General features: G+C 34.0%; 25 protein-coding genes. 10 read left to right on the top strand and 15 right to left on the bottom strand.

The annotated features are described in order from the left end of the window. The first annotated feature begins 2 nt into the window (after positions 1-2). Positions 3-1,220 carry a saccharopine dehydrogenase family protein gene (locus tag ACYQ19_RS04750; RefSeq protein WP_459978285.1) on the top strand — a complete coding sequence of 406 codons (1,218 nt, stop codon included), beginning with the start codon at positions 3-5 and terminating at the stop codon, positions 1,218-1,220. A 126-nt stretch (positions 1,221-1,346) separates the two neighbouring features. Then, positions 1,347-1,898, top strand: coding sequence for an HdeD family acid-resistance protein (locus ACYQ19_RS04745; protein WP_459978284.1), 552 nt, complete (start codon positions 1,347-1,349; stop codon positions 1,896-1,898). Here the strand turns inward: ACYQ19_RS04745 and ACYQ19_RS04740 are convergent. Genes ACYQ19_RS04740 through ACYQ19_RS04715 form a run of 6 tightly spaced genes read right to left on the bottom strand, consistent with a single transcriptional unit; the run spans position 1,889 to position 5,706 of the window. Then, entirely contained in the window at positions 1,889-2,155 is a 267-nt protein-coding gene (locus ACYQ19_RS04740; RefSeq protein WP_459978283.1) for a hypothetical protein, read from the bottom strand. The genes ACYQ19_RS04745 and ACYQ19_RS04740 overlap by 10 nt on opposite strands. A 13-nt stretch (positions 2,156-2,168) precedes the next feature. Further along, a complete protein-coding gene (ciaB, locus tag ACYQ19_RS04735) occupies positions 2,169-3,935 on the bottom strand; it encodes an invasion protein CiaB (protein ID WP_459978282.1) in 1,767 nt (588 codons plus the stop codon). A gap of 9 nt (positions 3,936-3,944) precedes the next feature. Then, a complete protein-coding gene (locus ACYQ19_RS04730) occupies positions 3,945-4,280 on the bottom strand; it encodes a hypothetical protein (protein ID WP_459978281.1) in 336 nt (111 codons plus the stop codon). Between the two features lie 37 nt (positions 4,281-4,317). Next, a complete protein-coding gene (locus ACYQ19_RS04725) occupies positions 4,318-4,611 on the bottom strand; it encodes a hypothetical protein (protein WP_459978280.1) in 294 nt (97 codons plus the stop codon). Positions 4,612-4,663: 52 nt separating this feature from the next. Next, positions 4,664-5,377, bottom strand: coding sequence for a ferredoxin-thioredoxin reductase catalytic domain-containing protein (locus tag ACYQ19_RS04720; RefSeq protein WP_459978279.1), 714 nt, complete (start codon positions 5,375-5,377; stop codon positions 4,664-4,666). Continuing rightward, positions 5,377-5,706: a ferredoxin-thioredoxin reductase catalytic domain-containing protein gene (locus ACYQ19_RS04715; RefSeq protein WP_459978278.1), complete on the bottom strand. Its 330-nt coding sequence runs from the start codon at positions 5,704-5,706 to the stop codon at positions 5,377-5,379. Before ACYQ19_RS04715 ends, ACYQ19_RS04720 begins: the two co-directional genes overlap by 1 nt. 174 nt (positions 5,707-5,880) lie before the next feature. Here ACYQ19_RS04715 and ACYQ19_RS04710 point away from each other — a divergent pair, with 174 nt between their 5' ends. The 5 genes from ACYQ19_RS04710 to ACYQ19_RS04690 all read left to right on the top strand — a co-directional run bounded on the left by ACYQ19_RS04710 (position 5,881) and on the right by ACYQ19_RS04690 (position 9,844). Continuing rightward, positions 5,881-6,219 carry a P-II family nitrogen regulator gene (locus ACYQ19_RS04710; RefSeq protein ID WP_459978277.1) on the top strand — a complete coding sequence of 113 codons (339 nt, stop codon included), beginning with the start codon at positions 5,881-5,883 and terminating at the stop codon, positions 6,217-6,219. Next, positions 6,209-7,489: an ammonium transporter gene (locus ACYQ19_RS04705; RefSeq protein ID WP_459978276.1), complete on the top strand. Its 1,281-nt coding sequence runs from the start codon at positions 6,209-6,211 to the stop codon at positions 7,487-7,489. Before ACYQ19_RS04710 ends, ACYQ19_RS04705 begins: the two co-directional genes overlap by 11 nt. Before the next feature lie 163 nt (positions 7,490-7,652). Further along, on the top strand, positions 7,653-8,327 hold the full coding sequence (locus ACYQ19_RS04700) for a P-loop NTPase family protein (protein WP_459978275.1): 675 nt from the start codon (positions 7,653-7,655) through the stop codon (positions 8,325-8,327). Then, entirely contained in the window at positions 8,320-8,982 is a 663-nt protein-coding gene (locus tag ACYQ19_RS04695; protein ID WP_459978274.1) for a hypothetical protein, read from the top strand. The genes ACYQ19_RS04700 and ACYQ19_RS04695 overlap by 8 nt, the downstream gene beginning before the upstream one ends. Further along, positions 8,963-9,844 carry an exonuclease domain-containing protein gene (locus tag ACYQ19_RS04690; RefSeq protein WP_459978273.1) on the top strand — a complete coding sequence of 294 codons (882 nt, stop codon included), beginning with the start codon at positions 8,963-8,965 and terminating at the stop codon, positions 9,842-9,844. The genes ACYQ19_RS04695 and ACYQ19_RS04690 overlap by 20 nt, the downstream gene beginning before the upstream one ends. Here ACYQ19_RS04690 and ACYQ19_RS04685 read toward each other — a convergent pair. The 9 genes from ACYQ19_RS04685 to plsY form a co-directional block, all read right to left on the bottom strand. Beyond that, the gene (locus ACYQ19_RS04685; RefSeq protein ID WP_459978272.1) at positions 9,841-10,539 is read right to left on the bottom strand and encodes an ABC transporter ATP-binding protein; all 699 of its coding nucleotides are present in this window, start codon (positions 10,537-10,539) and stop codon (positions 9,841-9,843) included. The two genes, ACYQ19_RS04690 and ACYQ19_RS04685, sit on opposite strands and share 4 nt — an antisense overlap. After that, entirely contained in the window at positions 10,526-11,293 is a 768-nt protein-coding gene (locus ACYQ19_RS04680; protein WP_459978271.1) for an ABC transporter ATP-binding protein, read from the bottom strand. Before ACYQ19_RS04680 ends, ACYQ19_RS04685 begins: the two co-directional genes overlap by 14 nt. Beyond that, a complete protein-coding gene (locus ACYQ19_RS04675; RefSeq protein WP_459978270.1) occupies positions 11,280-12,362 on the bottom strand; it encodes an NAD(P)/FAD-dependent oxidoreductase in 1,083 nt (360 codons plus the stop codon). Before ACYQ19_RS04675 ends, ACYQ19_RS04680 begins: the two co-directional genes overlap by 14 nt. Continuing rightward, positions 12,349-12,822, bottom strand: coding sequence for a hypothetical protein (locus tag ACYQ19_RS04670; RefSeq protein ID WP_459978269.1), 474 nt, complete (start codon positions 12,820-12,822; stop codon positions 12,349-12,351). Before ACYQ19_RS04670 ends, ACYQ19_RS04675 begins: the two co-directional genes overlap by 14 nt. Further along, the gene (locus tag ACYQ19_RS04665) at positions 12,819-14,285 is read right to left on the bottom strand and encodes a Ppx/GppA phosphatase family protein (RefSeq protein ID WP_459978268.1); all 1,467 of its coding nucleotides are present in this window, start codon (positions 14,283-14,285) and stop codon (positions 12,819-12,821) included. Before ACYQ19_RS04665 ends, ACYQ19_RS04670 begins: the two co-directional genes overlap by 4 nt. Further along, a complete protein-coding gene (locus tag ACYQ19_RS04660) occupies positions 14,285-14,542 on the bottom strand; it encodes a YfhL family 4Fe-4S dicluster ferredoxin (RefSeq protein ID WP_459978267.1) in 258 nt (85 codons plus the stop codon). The genes ACYQ19_RS04665 and ACYQ19_RS04660 overlap by 1 nt, the downstream gene beginning before the upstream one ends. A 1-nt stretch (position 14,543) precedes the next feature. Continuing rightward, on the bottom strand, positions 14,544-15,212 hold the full coding sequence (gene hsrA / locus ACYQ19_RS04655) for a homeostatic response regulator transcription factor HsrA (RefSeq protein ID WP_459978266.1): 669 nt from the start codon (positions 15,210-15,212) through the stop codon (positions 14,544-14,546). 79 nt (positions 15,213-15,291) lie between these two features. Beyond that, positions 15,292-15,618, bottom strand: a complete 327-nt coding sequence (locus ACYQ19_RS04650; protein ID WP_459978265.1) for a dihydroneopterin aldolase — start codon at positions 15,616-15,618, stop codon at positions 15,292-15,294. A 28-nt stretch (positions 15,619-15,646) separates the two neighbouring features. Next, the gene (plsY, locus tag ACYQ19_RS04645; protein ID WP_459978264.1) at positions 15,647-16,255 is read right to left on the bottom strand and encodes a glycerol-3-phosphate 1-O-acyltransferase PlsY; all 609 of its coding nucleotides are present in this window, start codon (positions 16,253-16,255) and stop codon (positions 15,647-15,649) included. 72 nt (positions 16,256-16,327) lie between these two features. On the opposite strand from plsY, the gene nadA reads away from it, so the two are divergent. The 3 genes from nadA to ACYQ19_RS04630 all read left to right on the top strand — a co-directional run bounded on the left by nadA (position 16,328) and on the right by ACYQ19_RS04630 (position 19,142). After that, positions 16,328-17,299 (top strand): quinolinate synthase NadA, encoded by a 972-nt coding sequence (gene nadA / locus ACYQ19_RS04640; protein WP_459978263.1) that lies wholly within the window; start codon positions 16,328-16,330, stop codon positions 17,297-17,299. Between the two features lie 150 nt (positions 17,300-17,449). Beyond that, a complete protein-coding gene (gene nadC, locus ACYQ19_RS04635; RefSeq protein WP_459978801.1) occupies positions 17,450-18,268 on the top strand; it encodes a carboxylating nicotinate-nucleotide diphosphorylase in 819 nt (272 codons plus the stop codon). 7 nt (positions 18,269-18,275) lie between these two features. Next, entirely contained in the window at positions 18,276-19,142 is an 867-nt protein-coding gene (locus tag ACYQ19_RS04630; RefSeq protein WP_459978800.1) for a PhoH family protein, read from the top strand. The last annotated feature ends 24 nt before the right edge of the window (positions 19,143-19,166 follow it).

Raw genomic sequence — 19,166 nt, 5'->3', positions numbered from 1 at the left:
AAATGAGTAATTTATTAATTATAGGTGCTGGTGGAGTTAGCAGGGTCGCAACATTTAAGGCCGCAATGAATGACCATATTTTTAAAAACATTGTGCTTGCCAGCAGAACAAAAAGCAAATGCGATGCAATAGCAAAAGATATTAAAGAGCGTCTCGGAGTTGAAATAAAAACATACGAAATAGACGCAATGGATATCGATGCCACAGCACAATTAATTAAAGACACAAACAGCGATATAGTGCTAAATGTAGCTCTTCCGTATCAGGATTTGGCAATAATGGATGCATGTCTTAAAGCTGGTGCACATTATGTTGACACTGCAAATTACGAACATCCTGATGAGGCAAAATTTGAATATAAAGAGCAGTGGGCCAGAAACGAAGCCTTTAAAAAAGCCGGTCTTATGGCACTTCTTGGAAGCGGGTTTGATCCGGGGGTTACGAATGTATTTACGGCTTTTGCAGCACAGGAACTTTTGGATGAAATTGAATATTTAGATATATTAGACTGCAATGCGGGAGATCACGGATATCCTTTTGCAACAAACTTCAACCCCGAAATAAACATACGTGAAATTACCCAAAAAGGGAAATATTACGAAAACGGAGAGTGGAAAGAAATTGAACCTATGAGTGTTAAATTTAAATGGAACTATCCTAACGTAGGAGAATACCCAAGTTATCTTTTATACCACGAAGAGCTTGAAAGCTTAACCAAAAACTTTCCATCAATCAAAAGGGCAAGATTTTTTATGACGTTTAGCGATAATTATCTATGGCATTTAAATGCACTCCAAAATGTCGGAATGACAAGTATTGAACCTATTAAAATTGCTGAAGGATGCGAAATAAGCCCTATGGAATTTCTTAAAAAAGTGCTTCCAGATCCTGCAAGTTTAGGACCTAGAACAAAAGGTCAAACACATATTGGCGTAGTTGCAACTGGTTATAAAAACGGAGTGAAAAAAAGATATTATATTTATAATATCTGTGACCACCAGTGTGCATTTAGAGAAGTCGGTGCGCAATGTGTAAGCTATACTACAGGAGTTCCGGCGATGATTGGATGTTTGATGATAGCAACAAAACAATGGTTTGAAACAGGTGTTAAAAATATGGAAGAATTTCCTGCCCGTCCGTTTTTATATCAGCTTAACAAACAAGGACTCCCTTGGTTTATAGAAGAATTGACAACAGAAGGATTACCAATAGATAATTAAACTTTTCTCTCTTCTTTTTTACTACTTTTATTTTCAATTTTATTAAGCCTATTTCACTCAACTTACTTGACTTTATAAGATAAATTAGTTTATAATTACTTTTGTAAAACTTTTAAGGAGGATAAAATGTTTGTATTAAACAACATCGACAAAGAAAAGCTGAAAGAATTTAGCACTATGTCGATTATTACAGGTGTATTAATGGCATTGGCCGGTATTTTGGCAATTGCTAACCCATTAGCTGGAAGTGTAGCTTTTGTAGTATTTTTAGGTGCTTTATTTATAAGTGGTGCCATTATCCAAGGATATATTACTTTTAAAGCTCATCAAAAAAGTTTAGGTGCTTGGTTTAAAGTATTTTTGCTTTTTGTCACAGGTGTGCTTTTATTAATATGGCCTGGTAGTGGTATTGCGGCAGTGGCTATATTATTCGCCGCTTATTTCTTTATGGATGCATTTGCAAGCTTTGGAATGGCTCTTGATTTAAGACCATTAAAAGGTTGGGGTCTTGCAGCGTTTAATGGAATGCTTAGCCTACTACTTGGAATTATAATGCTTATAGGTTGGCCGTTTAATGCAGCTTTTACCGTTGGAATAATAGTAGGTGTTAGTTTCTTAATGGATGGACTTGTTCTAATTTATTTAGGATGGTTATCAAAAAAAGGGCTTCACGACTGATTTTTTGGCCAAAATTTAACTATTGAATATCCCTCGTCTTTATGACGAGGTGCTTTTTCGTCCCATTCATACTCTTCAATAAAATCATTCAATATGGTTGCTAAATATTTTAATCTGTCATCAATAGAAATATTAGGCATTTCATCTTTTAAAAACATATAAAGGTCTTTTTCCTGTTTTTTGCATTTATTGTGCAGGTTTTTTATGTTTTCCACACTTAAATCCAACTGCTCTTGTTTGTTTTTTTCACTAATCATTTTTAATTCCCCGTTATCCGTTATTATAGATTTTATCTCCGATTTCCCTGTATCTTTGATAATAATATTTTACAAATTTGTCAACATCCGGATTTTTAGGATAATAATTTTTATCTTTATATATGAATTTATCCAAAAATTCTTTCGCATCGGTTTTGTTTATATAACATTCTGCAAGTTGTAAATATGTTTGTTTATACCATTCTTTTAATTTGCCATAATTTTTGTAATCATATTCCAAATATTTTCCGTTAAACCTTACAACCCCGCTTTCAAAAAGTCCTGTTAAATGAATAAGACCTTCAATATAATAAGGTAAAACCTCATCCACTTCCATCCAAGCAATCAATCCCACAGCCCTTTTTATAGTATCATCTAAAATGGCTTCTTTTAACTTTTCTTCCTCATTTTCAAAAAAAGCCATAAGTCCGCCGGTTGTGGCTTTAAATTCTTCTACGTTTTTAAACATTCCGGATTTGTTCATCGCGCTTTCGGTATTTTCGTCAACCCACAGAATATGTCCGAATTCATGTCCTATGGTCGTTATGTCATAAACTTTTACAAACTTCTCTTTATCCTCAAGGTCTTTATAAAACCTGTCCATAAACTCTTTTCCTAAAATTTCATAACTTAAAGCCATTTTAGGTCTGGCTTTGATATCTTCATACACTTTATCAACAAAAGCAAATATCTTTTTACCTTTTTCACTACTTACTTTTTCATCGTTCGGCACTACCTGTGCGGAAAAAAGTCCGTTAAATTCCGCTCCGTAAAATGTTGCCGGTGATGATATGTAAAGCTGCGTTTTGTCGATATTACTTAAAGCTGTTTTTAAAAGTTTCTCGTCTTTGCAGTATTTTGTATACATTTTAACGATATTATCTTTCACCTCACTTTTAAGTTCAGGGTTTTGGATTCTGACATCAAGTTCAAGTGCCACGGCTTTTCTGTATTTGTCTTCGTAATATTCAAGAGGATGTCCGACTTGAATAGGGGACTTTATATCCATCCAGAGTTTGTCTACTTCTGCCCATTTTTTAATCAGATTATGTCTGTTTTTTTCAAGAAGCGCCATTTTTAAAGCGTGAAAATACAAAATCCACTGAAGCTTATATTCATCATCAAGGTTTTCAAGCGCAAGTATCAGCTCGTCAATCGCCTTTACCGCCTCATTTACCTCTTCTTCAAAAATTTCACAATAACTTTTGGCAATATAACTGCCACTTTCACCTTTTACCAAAACCGAATAACATCTATCCCCCATCTCTTCATTATGACCTTTGTCTATCAGATCTTTTTCTAAAAGATATGCTATTACTTTTGCTTCATCACCGCCAAATTCCCTACTTAAATCCTCATTTATCGTATGAATTATATGTCTGGTCCAATTCGGCTGCCATTTGCTAAAGGCAATTCCTATTTTATGAACGCCTCTGAGGATCTCCGCATAAAAAGGTCCCACAAAAGGTGCAATGTTTTGAATAAGCTCTTCGTGTTCTTTGAGCCAGAAATTTTTGGTAAGTTCATACAAATCAAGCTGAATTTCTTTTATTTCATCTTCGCTGAAATTTCCTTTTTTTAAAAGGTTTAAAATACTATCTTCGCGCAAATGAAAAAATCTTTTTTTAAGACTCAGCAGATTTTCTTCATTTATTTCAAGTCCGAGTTCTCTTAAAATAGCTTCAAAAAGCTGCCTTATATCATCCGGGCATTTTTTAAAATATCCGTTTATCTTTTCGTCTCTTTTTCTTACTACCTCATAAGCCGCTTCCAAAAACATATCAATCCTTTACCAGTCGTTCCATGAATGAACTTTTTTCGCTATCAAAAGCCCGTCCATTCTGTTAAGTGCGCTAAATCCTATATCATATAGTTCATTATCATCCATATCAACAAGAGAAATTAAATACCCGCCGTTTCTGAGTGCCCTGAAAAGCGGTTTTGGGTCTCTTTTTTTATCACAGACGATAAAGTGATAAAACCTTTTGGAATTCAAGTCTTCATCCAAAAGATCTATGTTTCTCTCTTCGGAAGCAATTAGATCTTTTAACTCTTCACTTGTTACGCCTACGTTGATATTAGGCTCATATCCTATAATCTCATTAATTAGTTTTCCGTTTGCCATTTTCAATTCTCCACCCGAATTTTTCACTTTTCATTTCTTATATGCTTCCGTAAGAAAAAAGTTCTCTAAATAAAAACGCCTCAACTACGTCGTTTATACTCATCTCGGGGGTTGGTGTCATCAAAGGTTCAGCCCCTGCTTCCAAAAAATCAAAAACATACTCTTCTTTAGGTGTTATAAAAAAATGAACCATTCCTACAAGATCGTCCCTGTTATTTACATAGTCTATCTTTTCAATCGCTCCGTTGTTTACAAAAACTTTCGCGAATTTTTCAGCTTCTTTGCTTCCTACACAGACATTATCTTTAACGGGTATTCCTAAAACAAACATTATTCTAACTCCCTCTTTTCATTTTCCATTTTACATTTTACATCCATTGAAATCACCCTCTCTCAACCTCACCGAAATAATCTGCAATACCATATGTAAGATTTCCCACTTTCGTAAATCCAAGCTGCTGTTGAAGAGCTCTTTGCAAATAACCGCTCCTACTACCTACATGACAATAAATTATAATTCTTTCATTCTTGTATTTCATCCATTTATCAAGATCATATTGCACTCTGCTAATTGGAAGAAGCTCATCGGTTCCTTTAATTCTCATCATCTGATATTCAAAAGGTTCTCTTATATCTATAAGGGAAAAATTAACAAGCCCAGCACCTCTTGCTTTAAGCAATATCTCAAGTTCTTCGCCCAAAATTTGTTCTTTTTCAAGTATGCCCTCAAGCTCTCCTACACTTAATCCTTCAATTTCTCTAGCCTCTTTTCTAGGGTGTTCTTTATTATAATTTTCAGCATATTCAGGTGAACAAAAAATACCGCAATGACATACTCCATCTTCTGGTATCTCTTTTTCAATTGCCGGTTTACAAGGGCATATCCTATCATTGCCGTCAAATTGAGGAACAAAACACGGACAATATCTTTTTCCGTGTAACAATTTATTATTTGTAAGCCCCTTTAAAACCCTTTCTACAATTTCTTCGTCCGGATGGAAAGACCATCCGAATTGTTCAAGCACTTTATGGGCAAATTTTTCAGTTTTTACGAATTCTTGCTGAAATTCTGGTGAATTAATATCAACAGCTTTCATTAACCCTCCAGCTCTTTACATTTTTCAGGATTACAGAAAATTCCACAATGACAACATCCTTCTGCTACTTCATGATCTATAGCCGGTTTACATGGGCAAATTCTATCTTCCTTATCCCCCATAGGAATAAAACATGGACAATATCTTTTTCCATACATTAATTTATTTCTCGTAAGTCCCATAACAATAGCGTCATATACTTCTTTATCCGGGTTAAAACACCATCCAAATTGGTCAACTACTTTTTGAACAAATTTTTTTGTTTTAGCTTCTTCTTGTTTAAATTCTTCAGAATTCATATCAACATCAGTTCTTTTTGGTTGTAGCATAATATCTCCTTTTTTGCTTGATTTTATCATATTTCTAAAAAAAGTCAAAATAAGATAAGAACAATCTATTGATTAATTAATTTACAATAAATGATTAGTTTTTAAACAATTTTATAAGACATTTTTATCTTATTTAGATTTATAATTACACTAACAAATCAAAAAGGAGAGCTTATGAAAAAAATTGAAGCTATTATAAAACCTTTCAAACTTGATGAAGTAAAAGAGGCTTTAATTGAAGCAGATATTACGGGAATTACCGTAAGTGAAGTGAAAGGTCACGGAAGACAGCACGGACACACCGAACTATACAGAGGTGCGGAATATGTGGTGGATTTTCTTCCTAAAGTAAAACTTGAAATTTTTGTTAATGATGATTTTGTAGAAAAGACAATTGACATTATCATAAATCATGCTAAAACTGGGAAAATTGGTGATGGAAAAATATTTATAATGCCTGTTGAAGAAGCAATAAGAATTAGGACAGGTGAAAGGGGAAGAGATGCTGTTTAGAATATTATCACTATTGGGACTTGCAAGCTTGGCATTTGCGGGCGAAGTAAAACTTGATAGCGGAAATACCGCTTGGATGATGGTGGCAACTGCATTTGTTATGCTTATGACACCTGCAGGATTGGCTCTGTTTTATGCTGGAATGACAAGGGCTAAAAACACTCTTAACACTTATATGATGGTATTTTCAGCATTTGCATTGGCTACGGTTGTATGGGTTTTCTGGGGATATTCTTTAACTTTTAGTGGAAATATTGCGGGAATTATCGGCGATTTAAAAGCTGCATTTTTAAATGGTATAAGTTATAATGATTTAGAAGGAAGCGGTTATCCAACTTACGTATTTATAGCATTCCAGGGAACATTTGCAGCAATTACGGTTGCAATTGCAAGCGGTAGTATAATTGAGAGGGTTAAATTCTCAACTTGGCTTATATTTGTAGTATTATGGGTTACATTTGTTTACGCTCCGGTAGCTCACATGGTATGGGGCGGTGGATTTTTAATGGGTGATGGTGCTCTTGATTTTGCAGGTGGAACTGTTGTTCATATGAACGGAGGTCTTGCAGGTTTGGTTGCGGCTTTAATGATTGGTAAAAGAAGAGGTTATCCTAAAACTCAGATGATGCCAAGCAGTGTAATTTTAACGGCACTCGGTGCGGCTATTTTATGGTTCGGATGGTTCGGATTCAATGCAGGTAGTGAGTTTGCAGCTGATAATGTAGCAGGAAGTGCTTTTATTATGACAAACTTTGCAGCAGCTGCAGCGGCGGTAACTTGGATTATATTAGATTACATTAAATTCGGTAAACCTACACTTTTAGGTGCGGCTTCGGGTGCTGTAGCAGGGCTTGTAGCTATTACCCCAGCTGCTGGATTTGTAGGTATTGTTGGTGCTCTAGTAATCGGTATAGGCGGTAGTTTAACAGGATTTTTCGGTGTAACAATTCTTAAAAAAATGTTCAAATATGATGATTCATTAGATGCATTTGGTATTCATTTCATTGCGGGGCTTTGGGGTGCGATTGCTACAGGTTTCTTTGCACTGCAGGATTTAGCATGGGATGGCCCTCTTAAAAATGGAGACAGATTAGGACAGATCTGGGTTCAAATCGAATCAGTGCTTGTAACTATAGTATTCGTAGCAATTATGACTGCTATAGTTCTTAAAGTGGCAAGCCTTCTTACAGGCGGGGCAAGAGTCGATGAAGAAGCTGAAATCGAAGGACTTGATTCAGCAGAACACGGGGAAAAAGGTTTTAATTTATAATTAAGTCCCACAAAATCTAGCGACTTTTTGGGGACCCAGTCTTTATACCCCATAAAGTCTAACGGCTTTTTGGGGACCCTGGTTTTTTGATTTTTTACTTTCCATTGAAACTTTTTTAACTTTTTTACCATTTATTTGTTATAATTCATACAAAAAGGTGTATATGTTTTTAGCAACTTCCGAATATCTAAAAAAAATCAAAAACATAGCGGATATGTGTAAGCAGCTCAAAATAAACGTATATATTTGGGGAGAAAAAGGTGTAGGTAAAACATTTTTAGCCAAATATATCGCACCAAATGCAGTCATTAATCCCAAAACTACAACTATAAACCCCGTAATTTTGGAAGATTTTGACAAAAACCCCGTGCTGGAATTCAAAAACAATTTCCTTATAGCTACCGGAAGCCAGCCTCTTAATAAAGATATCTTAAAAAAATATTTTACTATGGACATAGAAATCAAACCCTTAAGAGATCACCCGGAAGACATTGAAGATTTTATAGACCTTTTTAAACAACAGGCAAAGGAAGAGTTAAAAATCACCAAGCACATTAATATTGACCATCCCGACATCAGTGAAAATTTAAACTCTTTAAAAAGACAGGTTTATTCTATGTTTTTACTTCCTCAAAACAAAAAAGAAATATTTGAAATTTTAAAACACCATTATGAGAACACAGACGAACAATTAACCTACGAAGAAGAGTTAAACAATTTTGAAAAAACACTTTTTAGTGCTATGAGAACGAAATACAAAAGCAAACTCCAAATTGCAAACCACTTAAAAATCAACAGGGTAACCCTAACAAAAAAAATGAAGGCTTTGAATGTTTGAATTTTGGTGTGAATACGACATAAATCCGCTAATTATTTTTAATGAAAAGGGCCATATAAAATATTGCAACCAAGAAGCTGAAATATTCTTATCTTACGTTAACAGAAAAGAAGTTTACGATTTCGTAATAACAAACGCACCTGCAAACCCCGGAATAAAAACGGAATTTAAACAGATCAAATTTAAAGATTTTGAATTCAACGGCTTTTCAATAGGATATAAAGACGATACACAAATCGGTATAAGGTTTTTTATCAATACCAATACACACTCAATTGAACTTACCGAACTTGAAGAAATAGACCTTTCAATGCTTTTAAATTTTGCTATAGAATATGCCACGCTAAAAAACGACATAACAATTACAACGATGTTTGATCCCTCAATTCCGACTATATTGGTTCACAAAAAAGCCCTTTTGGATTTAATATTTGAAATGCTGGAAAATCAAAAAGAAGCTATAATTTCAACTAAAATAAACGTAGGGGAATATATAAAAATTAAAGATAAAAAATACCAGATCATAGAAATAGGTATAAAAGTAAAACCCCAAAAGCCCATAAAATCCCCTTACTTTGAAATTTTAAACAAAGAAGACGGATACACAATAAAAATACCACTTATTAAGGAAATAGATGAAAATAATAATACTTGATACGGAAACGACAGGAAACAAAGAAGAAGACAGAATAATCCAGCTTAGTTATATTGTTATGAATGAAAGTCTGGAAATAGAAGAGATTCACGACGAACTGGTAAAACCGCCTCTTCCTATTAGTTTTGAAGCTATGGCGGTTCATCATATTACGAATGAAATGGTAGAAGACAAACCTCAAATTAAACACACAAACGCATATAAAAGATTAAAAGAATTAAACTCACCCGAAAACCTGCTCGTAATCCATAATGCAAAATTCGATCTTGATATGCTAAAAAAAGAAGGATTTAATTCTTTTTTCAAACTAATAGATACTTTCAGAGTGCTTAAGCATCTTCTCCCGGAAGGAAAGTTTTCACTTCAATATAACAGATACGCATTAGGGCTTTATAAAAAAGAAAAAGATATTTGCGACAAATACAACATACAGATTAATGCACATGATGCTTTGGGTGATGTAATAGTTCTTGGACTTTTGTTCGAATATCTGGTTAAAAATTTTGACAAAAATTTCGAAGAATTGGTAGATCTCACAACACAACCTGTTCTTCACGATAAATTCTACCAGGGTAAATACAAATTCGAAAAGATAAAAGACGTCCTTATAAAAGATCCTGACTATATCGAATATATGTTAAGCCTAACAGATCTTGACCCCGATGTAAAATATTCCATAGAACACCATCTTGAAAATTTAGATGAGCCTATGGAGTTTAGATTTGGAGTAGGAAAATATAAAGGCATGACAATCGAAGACGTCGCTGAAATAGACATCCAATACCTTAGCTGGGCGTATCATAATATGAAAATGGGTAAATGGATGAGGGCAAAAATCGGAGAGATTTTAAATAAAAATTAACCCCCGAGATATTTTTTCTTAATCTCATCACTTGCAAGAAGCGCTTTGGCTTCATCTTCCATAACAAGCGATCCGTTTTCCATTACATACGCCCTGTGGGCAATTTTAAGCGCAGCCGCCGCATTTTGCTCTACCAAAAGAATGGTAACATCATCGCTTTTGTTTAGATCAACCAAAATTCCGAAAAGATCTTTTACGATAATAGGTGCAAGTCCGAGTGACGGCTCATCAAGCACAAGCATTTTAGGTTCACTCATCAAAGCTCTTGCAATTGCAAGCATTTGTTGTTCACCGCCACTCAGGCTTCCTCCGTAATTGTTTCTTTTTTGTTTAAGTCTTGGAAATAGCCTAAACATCTCTTCTTTTAAGTTTTCGTAATTTTCTTCGTTTGTATATGCACCGATTTTAAGATTTTCCTCAACCGTTAAATTAATAAATATTCTTCTTCCTTCAGGCACCAAAGCCATTCCGTGTTTTACTATTTTGTCAGTTGAAAGCTTTGATATATCACCTTCTACAAATCTTACCTCACCCTCTTTTTTTACTAGATTGAAAATTGCGCTAAGTGTCGAAGTTTTACCTGCTCCGTTCGCCCCGATAATGGTAACTATTTCACCTGCTTTTACTTCAAAATCAATACCTCGGACAGCTTCAATAACCCCGTATTTTACTTTTAAATTCTTAACCTTCAACATCGATATCTCCTAAATATGCTTTTATTACCGTTTCATCTTTCATCATATCAGCAGGTTTTCCTTCAAAAATCGTTTTTCCGTAATCAAGAACCATTACCCTGTCTGCAATTTTTTGAACGAATTTCATATCGTGTTCTATAAAAAGAATTGTTTTTTCTTTTTCGCTTCTGAGTCTAAATACCGTATCGGCCAGTTCGTCAGTCTCTTTCGGGTTCATACCTGCAGCCGGTTCGTCCAAAAGAAGTAAATCAGGTTCAGTCGCAAGAGCCCTTGCAATTTCAACTTTTCTTTGATTTCCGTAACTAAGAGCCTTTGCATTATGATTGGCATACTGATCAATTTTTAGGAATTTTAAAATTTCCATCGCCAACTCTTTATGAATCTTTTCCTGTGAGAAAAATCTTGGAAATCTGAAAACAGCCTCAAAAAAAGTATATTCAATATGATTATGAAATCCGATAAGCACATTTTCCAATACACTCATTGAATTGAAAAGTCTGATATTTTGAAACGTTCTTGCGATACCTTTCTCAACGATTTTAACAGGGTTAAGCCCCGTAATTTCCTCATCTTTAAAATACACATGCCCGCTTGTCGGTTCAAACGCACCCGTTATAATATTAAAAAGCGTTGTTTTTCCCGCACCATTGGGACCAACAAGTGCAAATATTTCACCTTGTTTTACTTCAAAGTTAACATCCTTAATCGCAACGACACCGCCAAACTGCTTTGTTACATTTTTAACTTTTAACATTTTTCTCCTTTAAATACTCTTCACCATGCTTTCTCGCCCATTTTATAAATAATCTTTTAGTGTCTAAAATCCCCAGATCTTTATCATTTAAGATATACTCTTTCAAACTTTTAGCACAAGCATAAGCATTTGAAAAACCTCTGCCACCCATTCCGTTAACAATATAAAGCCCGTCTATAAAACTTAAAAATTTCGGTATTTCACCTTTTACAACTTTTGGATTAATTTTTAAGCTTTCATCTACATCTATAATTTTACCAACCACAGGAAAATAATCAACACTCGCAGCCCTAAACCCGCCAATAATTTTTGATATTTTAAAATTTTGTATATCAACTATCTCTTTTGCTTTTTCAATAAGTTCATTTGCTTCATCTTCATTTTCATGGCAGTCCAAACAATTTCTTTTATGAGTTGCCCCTATTTTTATTATTCCATTAATCTCGGTTAAAGAACAATTTTTATGAAAATGGCAAGGCAAAACTTCTTTTAATTCTCCATTCCCCTCAATTCTTTCACCCCATATCGGACGGATATTAATATAAGGAATATCAATTAAAGACTTATGTCCGGTTGCAAGTATTACATTTTTGGTTTTATGCTCATTTACTTTCCAGTATTCCCCTTCCCTATGCAAAGAATCCACTTTCTGAATCTCAAAATCGACTTTTATTTTTTCTTTTACTTCTTCAGGGAATACAACACCCCCGTCTTTAAAGAAAAAACCTCCATATTTTTTTTCAAAAGGAAGTCTTATTTCTTTTTCGTATCTTTTGAACTTTTCAATATCCCTTTCATCCCTTGGAAGAAGGGTTACACCTATTTTATGTGTATCTATTCCGATTTTTTCATAAAAAGAAAGGGATTCCACAATGGCTTTGTTTATAAACCTTGTATATGCGGTATCAAATCCGACTTTAGGGAATAAAAAGGCACCGGCCGCGGCACTTGCACCGGAAGTAAGTATCCCGTCTTCATCCAATAAAAGCGTCTTGTATTCCCTCAATTCGTATGCTGTTAATAAACCGGCTATTCCACCGCCAATTACTATAAAATCAAAAAGTTTCATCAAAAGAACTTTCAAGCACCTTTTGATCTATTTTTTTGCATTTTTCAAATAAAAATTTTTTAAACTCTTCTTTATCGATTTTTACCTGAACATAAATCATTTTATCTTTTTTACTATACCAGCTATCACCTTGAAGTGCATTTAAAATCACAAAATCTTTTATTTCGGAATTAATATTTTTATCACTTAAACCAAGTTTTCTTAAAAAAAGTTTCGTTTTACTTTGAAGTTTTGCAATTAATTCACTTACACCCAGAGAATAAGCTTCTTCTTGTTTTAAACGAGTGAGTTTATCGGCATGAACTTTTCCAACACTTAAAAACGAAGATTGATAACACACCCAAAAAGGCGCTGGAATTTGATGAACGTAACATTTTGTAAATTCACTCACTTTTGTAGTAGTATTTGATACACTACATCCCAAAAAAATAAGCGGAATCAAATAAAACGACTTTTTCATTTTTTCCCTTTATCGATAATATCTAATTCAAAAAACAATTCCCTTGTTTTACTTCTTTCTTTTGCCAAATAAAGATTTTCACCTTCAATAACAATTTTTTTATTTTTTTTGATAATAGATACTTTTGGCATAGAAAGATTGATATTTATTAACTTTGCAACCCAGAAAATATTGCAAAGTTTTTCAATAATATCCTTTTGTGGAAGAAGGCATTTATATTTTTCTATCTCTTTTTTCTTTATTTTTTTTCTTTTATAAAAACGGATTATTTTTGACATCAACAGCCTATCACAATGTCTAAACCCGTAATGCAGAGAATTTAAAAGAATATAATCCGTATGTTTATGAGCTTCGTAAAAATCAACTAATTCACCCGCACGGGAGAGTTTAATGGCATAAGTTAAATGAAGTTTATATTTATCATCAAGATTAAAATCGTCTTTTAATAAATCAAACAACTCAAGAGCGATTTTCGTTTCGTATGAAGAAAGTTTAGTATCTATTTGATAAACATCAATAATGGTCCTGACTGATGGATTAAAATTTTCAGGAAATTTATGATTGTCGTGCCTTAAAAGATCCGTTAAAAAAACACCTTCCCTTACACCAACACCACTGGTTATAACCTGTTTGGATCCTAAAAACTCCAAAAGTTCGGTAAATATGAGCACCCCAGGTCTTATTACATCAAGTCTTTCGGGTTTTACACCTATTTTTAGAAGTTCTTCGTCTTTCATTTTAACAATGGATTTTAAAAATTTCATATGATCTTTTACATCATAAGTAAACCCGTGTAGAATATCAAGAGGATATTCTATTTTTTTCATGATAACCTGTGAAAGTGCCCTTATAGTTCCGCCTATTCCGAATACTTTATTCTGTTTGAACTCTTCATTTAATCTGTCAATTTCGGCCCTTATATGTTTTTTGGCGCCTTCAATATCACCTTTGTCAAAATAAAGCTCTTTTAGTCTTACCGTTCCGAGTTTGAGGGAAATGGTGTTGATAATTTTTTTCTTTCTTATTAAAGCAAGTTCTGTAGAACCTCCGCCGATATCTATAGTAACGCCGTTTTTTTCATATAAAAGATTTGCAGCCGCAACCCCTCCGAAAAAAGCCTCTTTATCACCATCAATGACTTTTATGTTTATTCCAAGTTCTCTTCTCACCCTGCTTAAAAACTCGCTTCTGTTTGGTGCGTCTCTCACAGCCGAAGTGGCGACCGCAAGTATTTTTCTTACCTTCAAGGACTTTGCAATTAAAAGAAATTCTCTAAGAGCTTTTATCGCCCTTTCAATTGCAAAATCCTGAAGATTTCCTTTATTTTCATAAGCACCTTCACTTATTCTAACTTTACTTTTTTCTTCTCTTAAAAGATAAAATCCAAAACGGCTGGTTTTTTTGAACACAGCCATTCTGGCTGAGTTGGAACCTATATCTATTACAGCCGTTATTTTAGCCATTATTCTTCTTCGTCTTTATGTATTAACTCTGCTTTTAATTTTAATTCTTTTGCACTCTCCTGATTATCCGGATCCGGAACTATTGCGTCTACAGGACATACCTGAACACATTGAGGCTCCCCTCCATGTTCTATACATTCGGTGCAAAGATCAGGATCTATTTCATATATTGGATCTGCAGGTTCAATAGCCCCGTTTGGACATTCATCCACACATGCATCACATGCAATACATTCTTCGTTTATCATCAGTGACATGCTACTCCTTTGGATAACAAAATTTATAGCCTCTACGGCGAATGGTCTTTATTGTATCAATTTTAAAAACTTTGTCAACCTTTTGACGTATCTGATTTACAGCAACTTCAATAACATTTGGCGTTACCAGTTCCGGTTCTTCCCAAATAGCGTCAAGAAGCTGTTCTTTTGATATTACCTGATTAGGATATCTAGCTAAATGAGTAAATACTTCAAACGCCTTTCCTTTTAAATAAGTTTCTTTTCCATTGTAAATAATTTTTTCTTCATCTTTAATAATTATCAAATCTTTTATTTTAATCTGAGACTCTTTTCCGCTTCTTAAAGCTACATTGATTCTTGTAATTAACAAATCAAAATTAAGCGGTTTTCTTATAAAATCATCGGCTCCCATTTTTAAAACTTTTATTTCCGTTTCAACGGAGCTATCATTGGAAATAACGATTATTTTAATTAAAGGATATATGTCCTTTGCATAATCAATAAATTTAAATACTTCGCTAAGACCAAAATCAGCATCTATTATTGCCAAATTATAGTGTCTTACATCCAAAAAATATTTTCCGTCTCTAACCGTATATGCTGAGTCACTCTTATATCCCACTTCTTCAAGAGATTTTGTGATAAGATGATTTAAAGTTTCGTCTTTTTCAATTACAAGAAGTCTCACTCTCTCTCCTTTATTTTCGCATTCGGCAGGCGGCCGAACGCGACCCCGAACCTAATACTTGAAAAAATTATATCAAAAATTAATATTTTCTTAAAATCTCAACGCCTACTAAAGCATTTCTTAAAATTTCAGGTTTTTGAATTTTAAGTTTTAGGCTTTTCATTTGCGGATATTTTTTTATCAATGTATATTCAATCGCTTCCAATGCGTCTTCGATTAACATAAATTTTTTTTCTCTCATCAGCTTTTCTACAATACTGCAAACCTCCGCATAATCAATAAATTCGTTTTTGTTTTCATATTCTATTTCTGCATTTACAATAACTTTTTGAGTCTTTTCCCTCTCTTCGGGAAGTATTCCGATTATAGCCTTAAATTCTAAATTTTCAATTATAATCTTATACATTTTCCATTTTCCATTGAAAATTTTCCATTTATATTACTCTCTTCTCCTGACCTGTAATAAGTCGGTAAATGTTTTCTTTGTGTTTATATAAAACAACAAATCCTATTATCCACAAAGGTGCGTGAGAGTGTATAGGCAAATCAGGATACAAAACATATGTGCTTGCAATACCTACGATAATTGCCGTAAGTGAGCTAAGCGATGATATCCTAATAGTTTTTGCCATAATAAACCATACCACAATCGCAACCAATACCGCTTTTGGCACAAGAACCAAAAGCACGCCGGCTGTGGTCGCAACACCTTTACCACCTTCAAGTTTAAGATACGGCGAAAAGCAATGTCCTATCACCGCTATAACGGCGATTGCCCATTGAGTAGCTTCACAAACACCCATTATTTTCGCAAGTATTATAACTGCAGCACCTTTAAAAGCATCTAAAAGAAGTGTGATTGCCGCAAGTTTTTTGGCTTTGGCAGGATCAGTTTGTTTTAAAACTCTAAGAACGTTTGTAGCTCCTATGTTTCCGCTTCCGTGCTCTTTTATGTTAATTCCGGCAAAATATTTGGCTATTAAGTATCCAAACGGAATACCCCCTATAAGATAAGCTATCAAATACCATATTAAAGGTGACATATTTTTCCTTTTTTGTGAAATTATAATATAATTTTTATAAAGTATTTTTATGCCTTCCAATAAAGGAGTTAAATGTTAAATGAAATAAAAGCACTTATAAAAAAGCACAATATCACCATTGCCGCACATTATTATGAAAAAGATGAAATATTTGATTTGGCGGATTTAACGGGTGATAGTCTGGAACTTGCCAAAAAAACGAGCACACTTAAAAACCCGCTAATATTTTGCGGTGTAAAATTTATGGGTGAAAGCGCTAAAATATTAAACCCTAATATCGACGTTTATATGCCGCGTCTTGCTGATTGTTCCATGGCCAGAATGGCTGAAGAGGTGAAAGTTGAAAACAATATAAAACTTTTAAAAGAAAATGATATAGATTTTATTCCGATTACATACATAAATTCTACCGCTAAAACAAAAGCAATCGTAGCCCAAAACGGAGGACTTACATGCACAAGCTCAAACGCACAGAAAATTATAGAATGGGCTCTAAGTCAAAATAAAAAAATTTTCTTCCTTCCGGATAAAAACCTTGGCAGAAATATAGCAAGCAAACTCGGAATAAGTGCAAAAATTATAGGAGAAGAAAACTGGCAGGACGCTACTATGATATGTTTTGACGGGCACTGCAGTGTTCATCAGCTATTTATGCCGGAACACGTTGAATTTTATAAAGAAAGATTTCCGGACATCAAAATCGTAGTTCATCCGGAATGTTCACCGGAAGTGGTAAAACTGGCCGATTTTGCCGGAAGCACATCTCAGATTTTAAATTATGTAAAAGAACACCCTACTGAAAAGATGGCTATAGGAACGGAATTTAATTTCGTAAACAGAATGAAAAATGAAATAAATCCGAACATTTATATATTAAGCTCTACAAAACCAGAATGCCCTTCAATGAATGAAACAACTTTAAAAGAACTTTATAAATTATTAAAAGCTATTGATGAAGGCAAAGATTACAATAAGATTGAAGTTGATCCTGAGATTGCAAAAAACGCAAAAATTGCACTCGAGAGAATGATGAAACTCTCTTAAATGGAGAATGAAAAATAATAAAAATTTTAAAATATTATTTTGAGAAAACATTTGCAGCGTAATGGTCGAAATTTCTATGAAATTTCGGGTTACCATAGCGAAGCCGTTTGAATAAAATAATATTTTAAAATAAAAAGGGAAAAAATGCTTATGAAACATCAGATAATAGATTTTTTAAAAAACGCATTAAATGAAGATATCGGAAGAGGCGATTTGGCAAGAAGACTTATTAACAAAAGGGCAAATGCCGTAATAAAAGCCAAAAGTGAAGGGGTAATAGCCGGAATAGAATATATAAAACATTTTAGTGATATAGTTGACGTTAAATTTGATCTTCATTTTGAAGACGGCGATTTTTATAAAAACGGCGATATTATTTTTGAAATTTACGGAGATGCAAGAGATCTGCTTTCAATTGAGAGAACAATGCTAAATATCCTGCAGCATGCAAGCGGAATTGCAAGCAATGCCTATGAATTTGTAAAACTGAGTGAAGAAAAAATTAAAATACTTGATACGAGAAAAACAAGACCGGCTCTTAGGGTTTTTGAAAAATACGCCGCATTTTGCGGAGGTGTTACGAACCACAGACTGGGGCTTGATGATTGTCTGATGTTAAAAGACACTCACTTGGCTTTGTTTAATTCAATTAAAGAAGCCGTTCAGATTGCAAGAAAAAACATTCCTTTTACAACAAAAATAGAAATCGAGGCCGAAAGTGTGGAAATGGCGGTAGAAGCCATGCAGGCGGGTGCCGATATTGTAATGTGTGATAATATGAGTTTTGAAGATATTAAAAAAGTCGTAAAATACAGAAATGAAAATTTTAAAGGCGTATTTCTTGAAGCCAGCGGAAACGTAACGCTTGAAAATATCAAAAATTATATCCAGACCGGAATTGACGCCGTCAGCAGCGGTGCAATAATTCATCAGGCGACTTTTAAAGATTTCTCAATGAAAATGAAATAAGGAGTGTATTATTTTAATAGAGGATAAAAATTTCGAATACGGACACTTTTTAGGAGTTAAACCGGCAAAAGACATAATAGAATACATAAAACAAAAACACAATTACGAACTAAAACACTGGGATTTTATTATAACTCATGATGAAAACAGCGAAAGAGACCTTGCATACTGCTACAATCCTTACAAAGGGATCGAAAGAATAGACAATATCCCGGAAACTTCCAAAATAAGAATAAAAAACGCCAAAATATTCGAACCGCTCGATATTTATCAAAAATGCGCGGTTTATGCAATGGTTGAAGCACCGGCAAGTTTAATTACTGGTAGATTTGGAAGCGGTAAAACGCTTCTTGCAACAGCCACGGCTTTGAGTTTAACCAAAAAGAAAATTTTTATAACACGTCCGCCTATCGGAATCAGCAGCGATTACGACATAGGGTTTTTACCCGGAAGCAAAGACGAAAAAATGCTCGAATGGGCCGGAGGTTTTTTAAGCGCGCTTAATTATCTTTACAGAGATTTAAAAGGCCAAAGTTACGACAGCATAAAAAGCCAGCTCTTTTTTGAAAAATTTGAAATAATACCGCTTAATATGATTCAGGGTGTATCAATACTTGAGGGTGAAATTTTAATAGTAGATGAAGTGCAACTCATTACAAGGGAATATATGAGTATGATACTTTCACGTATGAGTGAAGGCAGTAAGCTGTTTTTACTCGGTGATTTGCATCAGACATATTCCACAATCGACAAACAAGATAGCGGCCTTTATAGACTTCAACAAGTCCTTCCTCACGAAGCGCTTGCGTGGGTTGATTTACAAAAAATATACAGAAACAAATTGACAGAAATAGCCATTAAACTTTTAGAATAATTTTTTCTATTTTATATTAAAAAC

The organism is Nautilia lithotrophica, assembly GCF_054656815.1.
The sequence above is the reverse complement of the archived record's forward strand: the minus strand, read 5'-3'. Positions and strand labels throughout refer to the sequence as shown.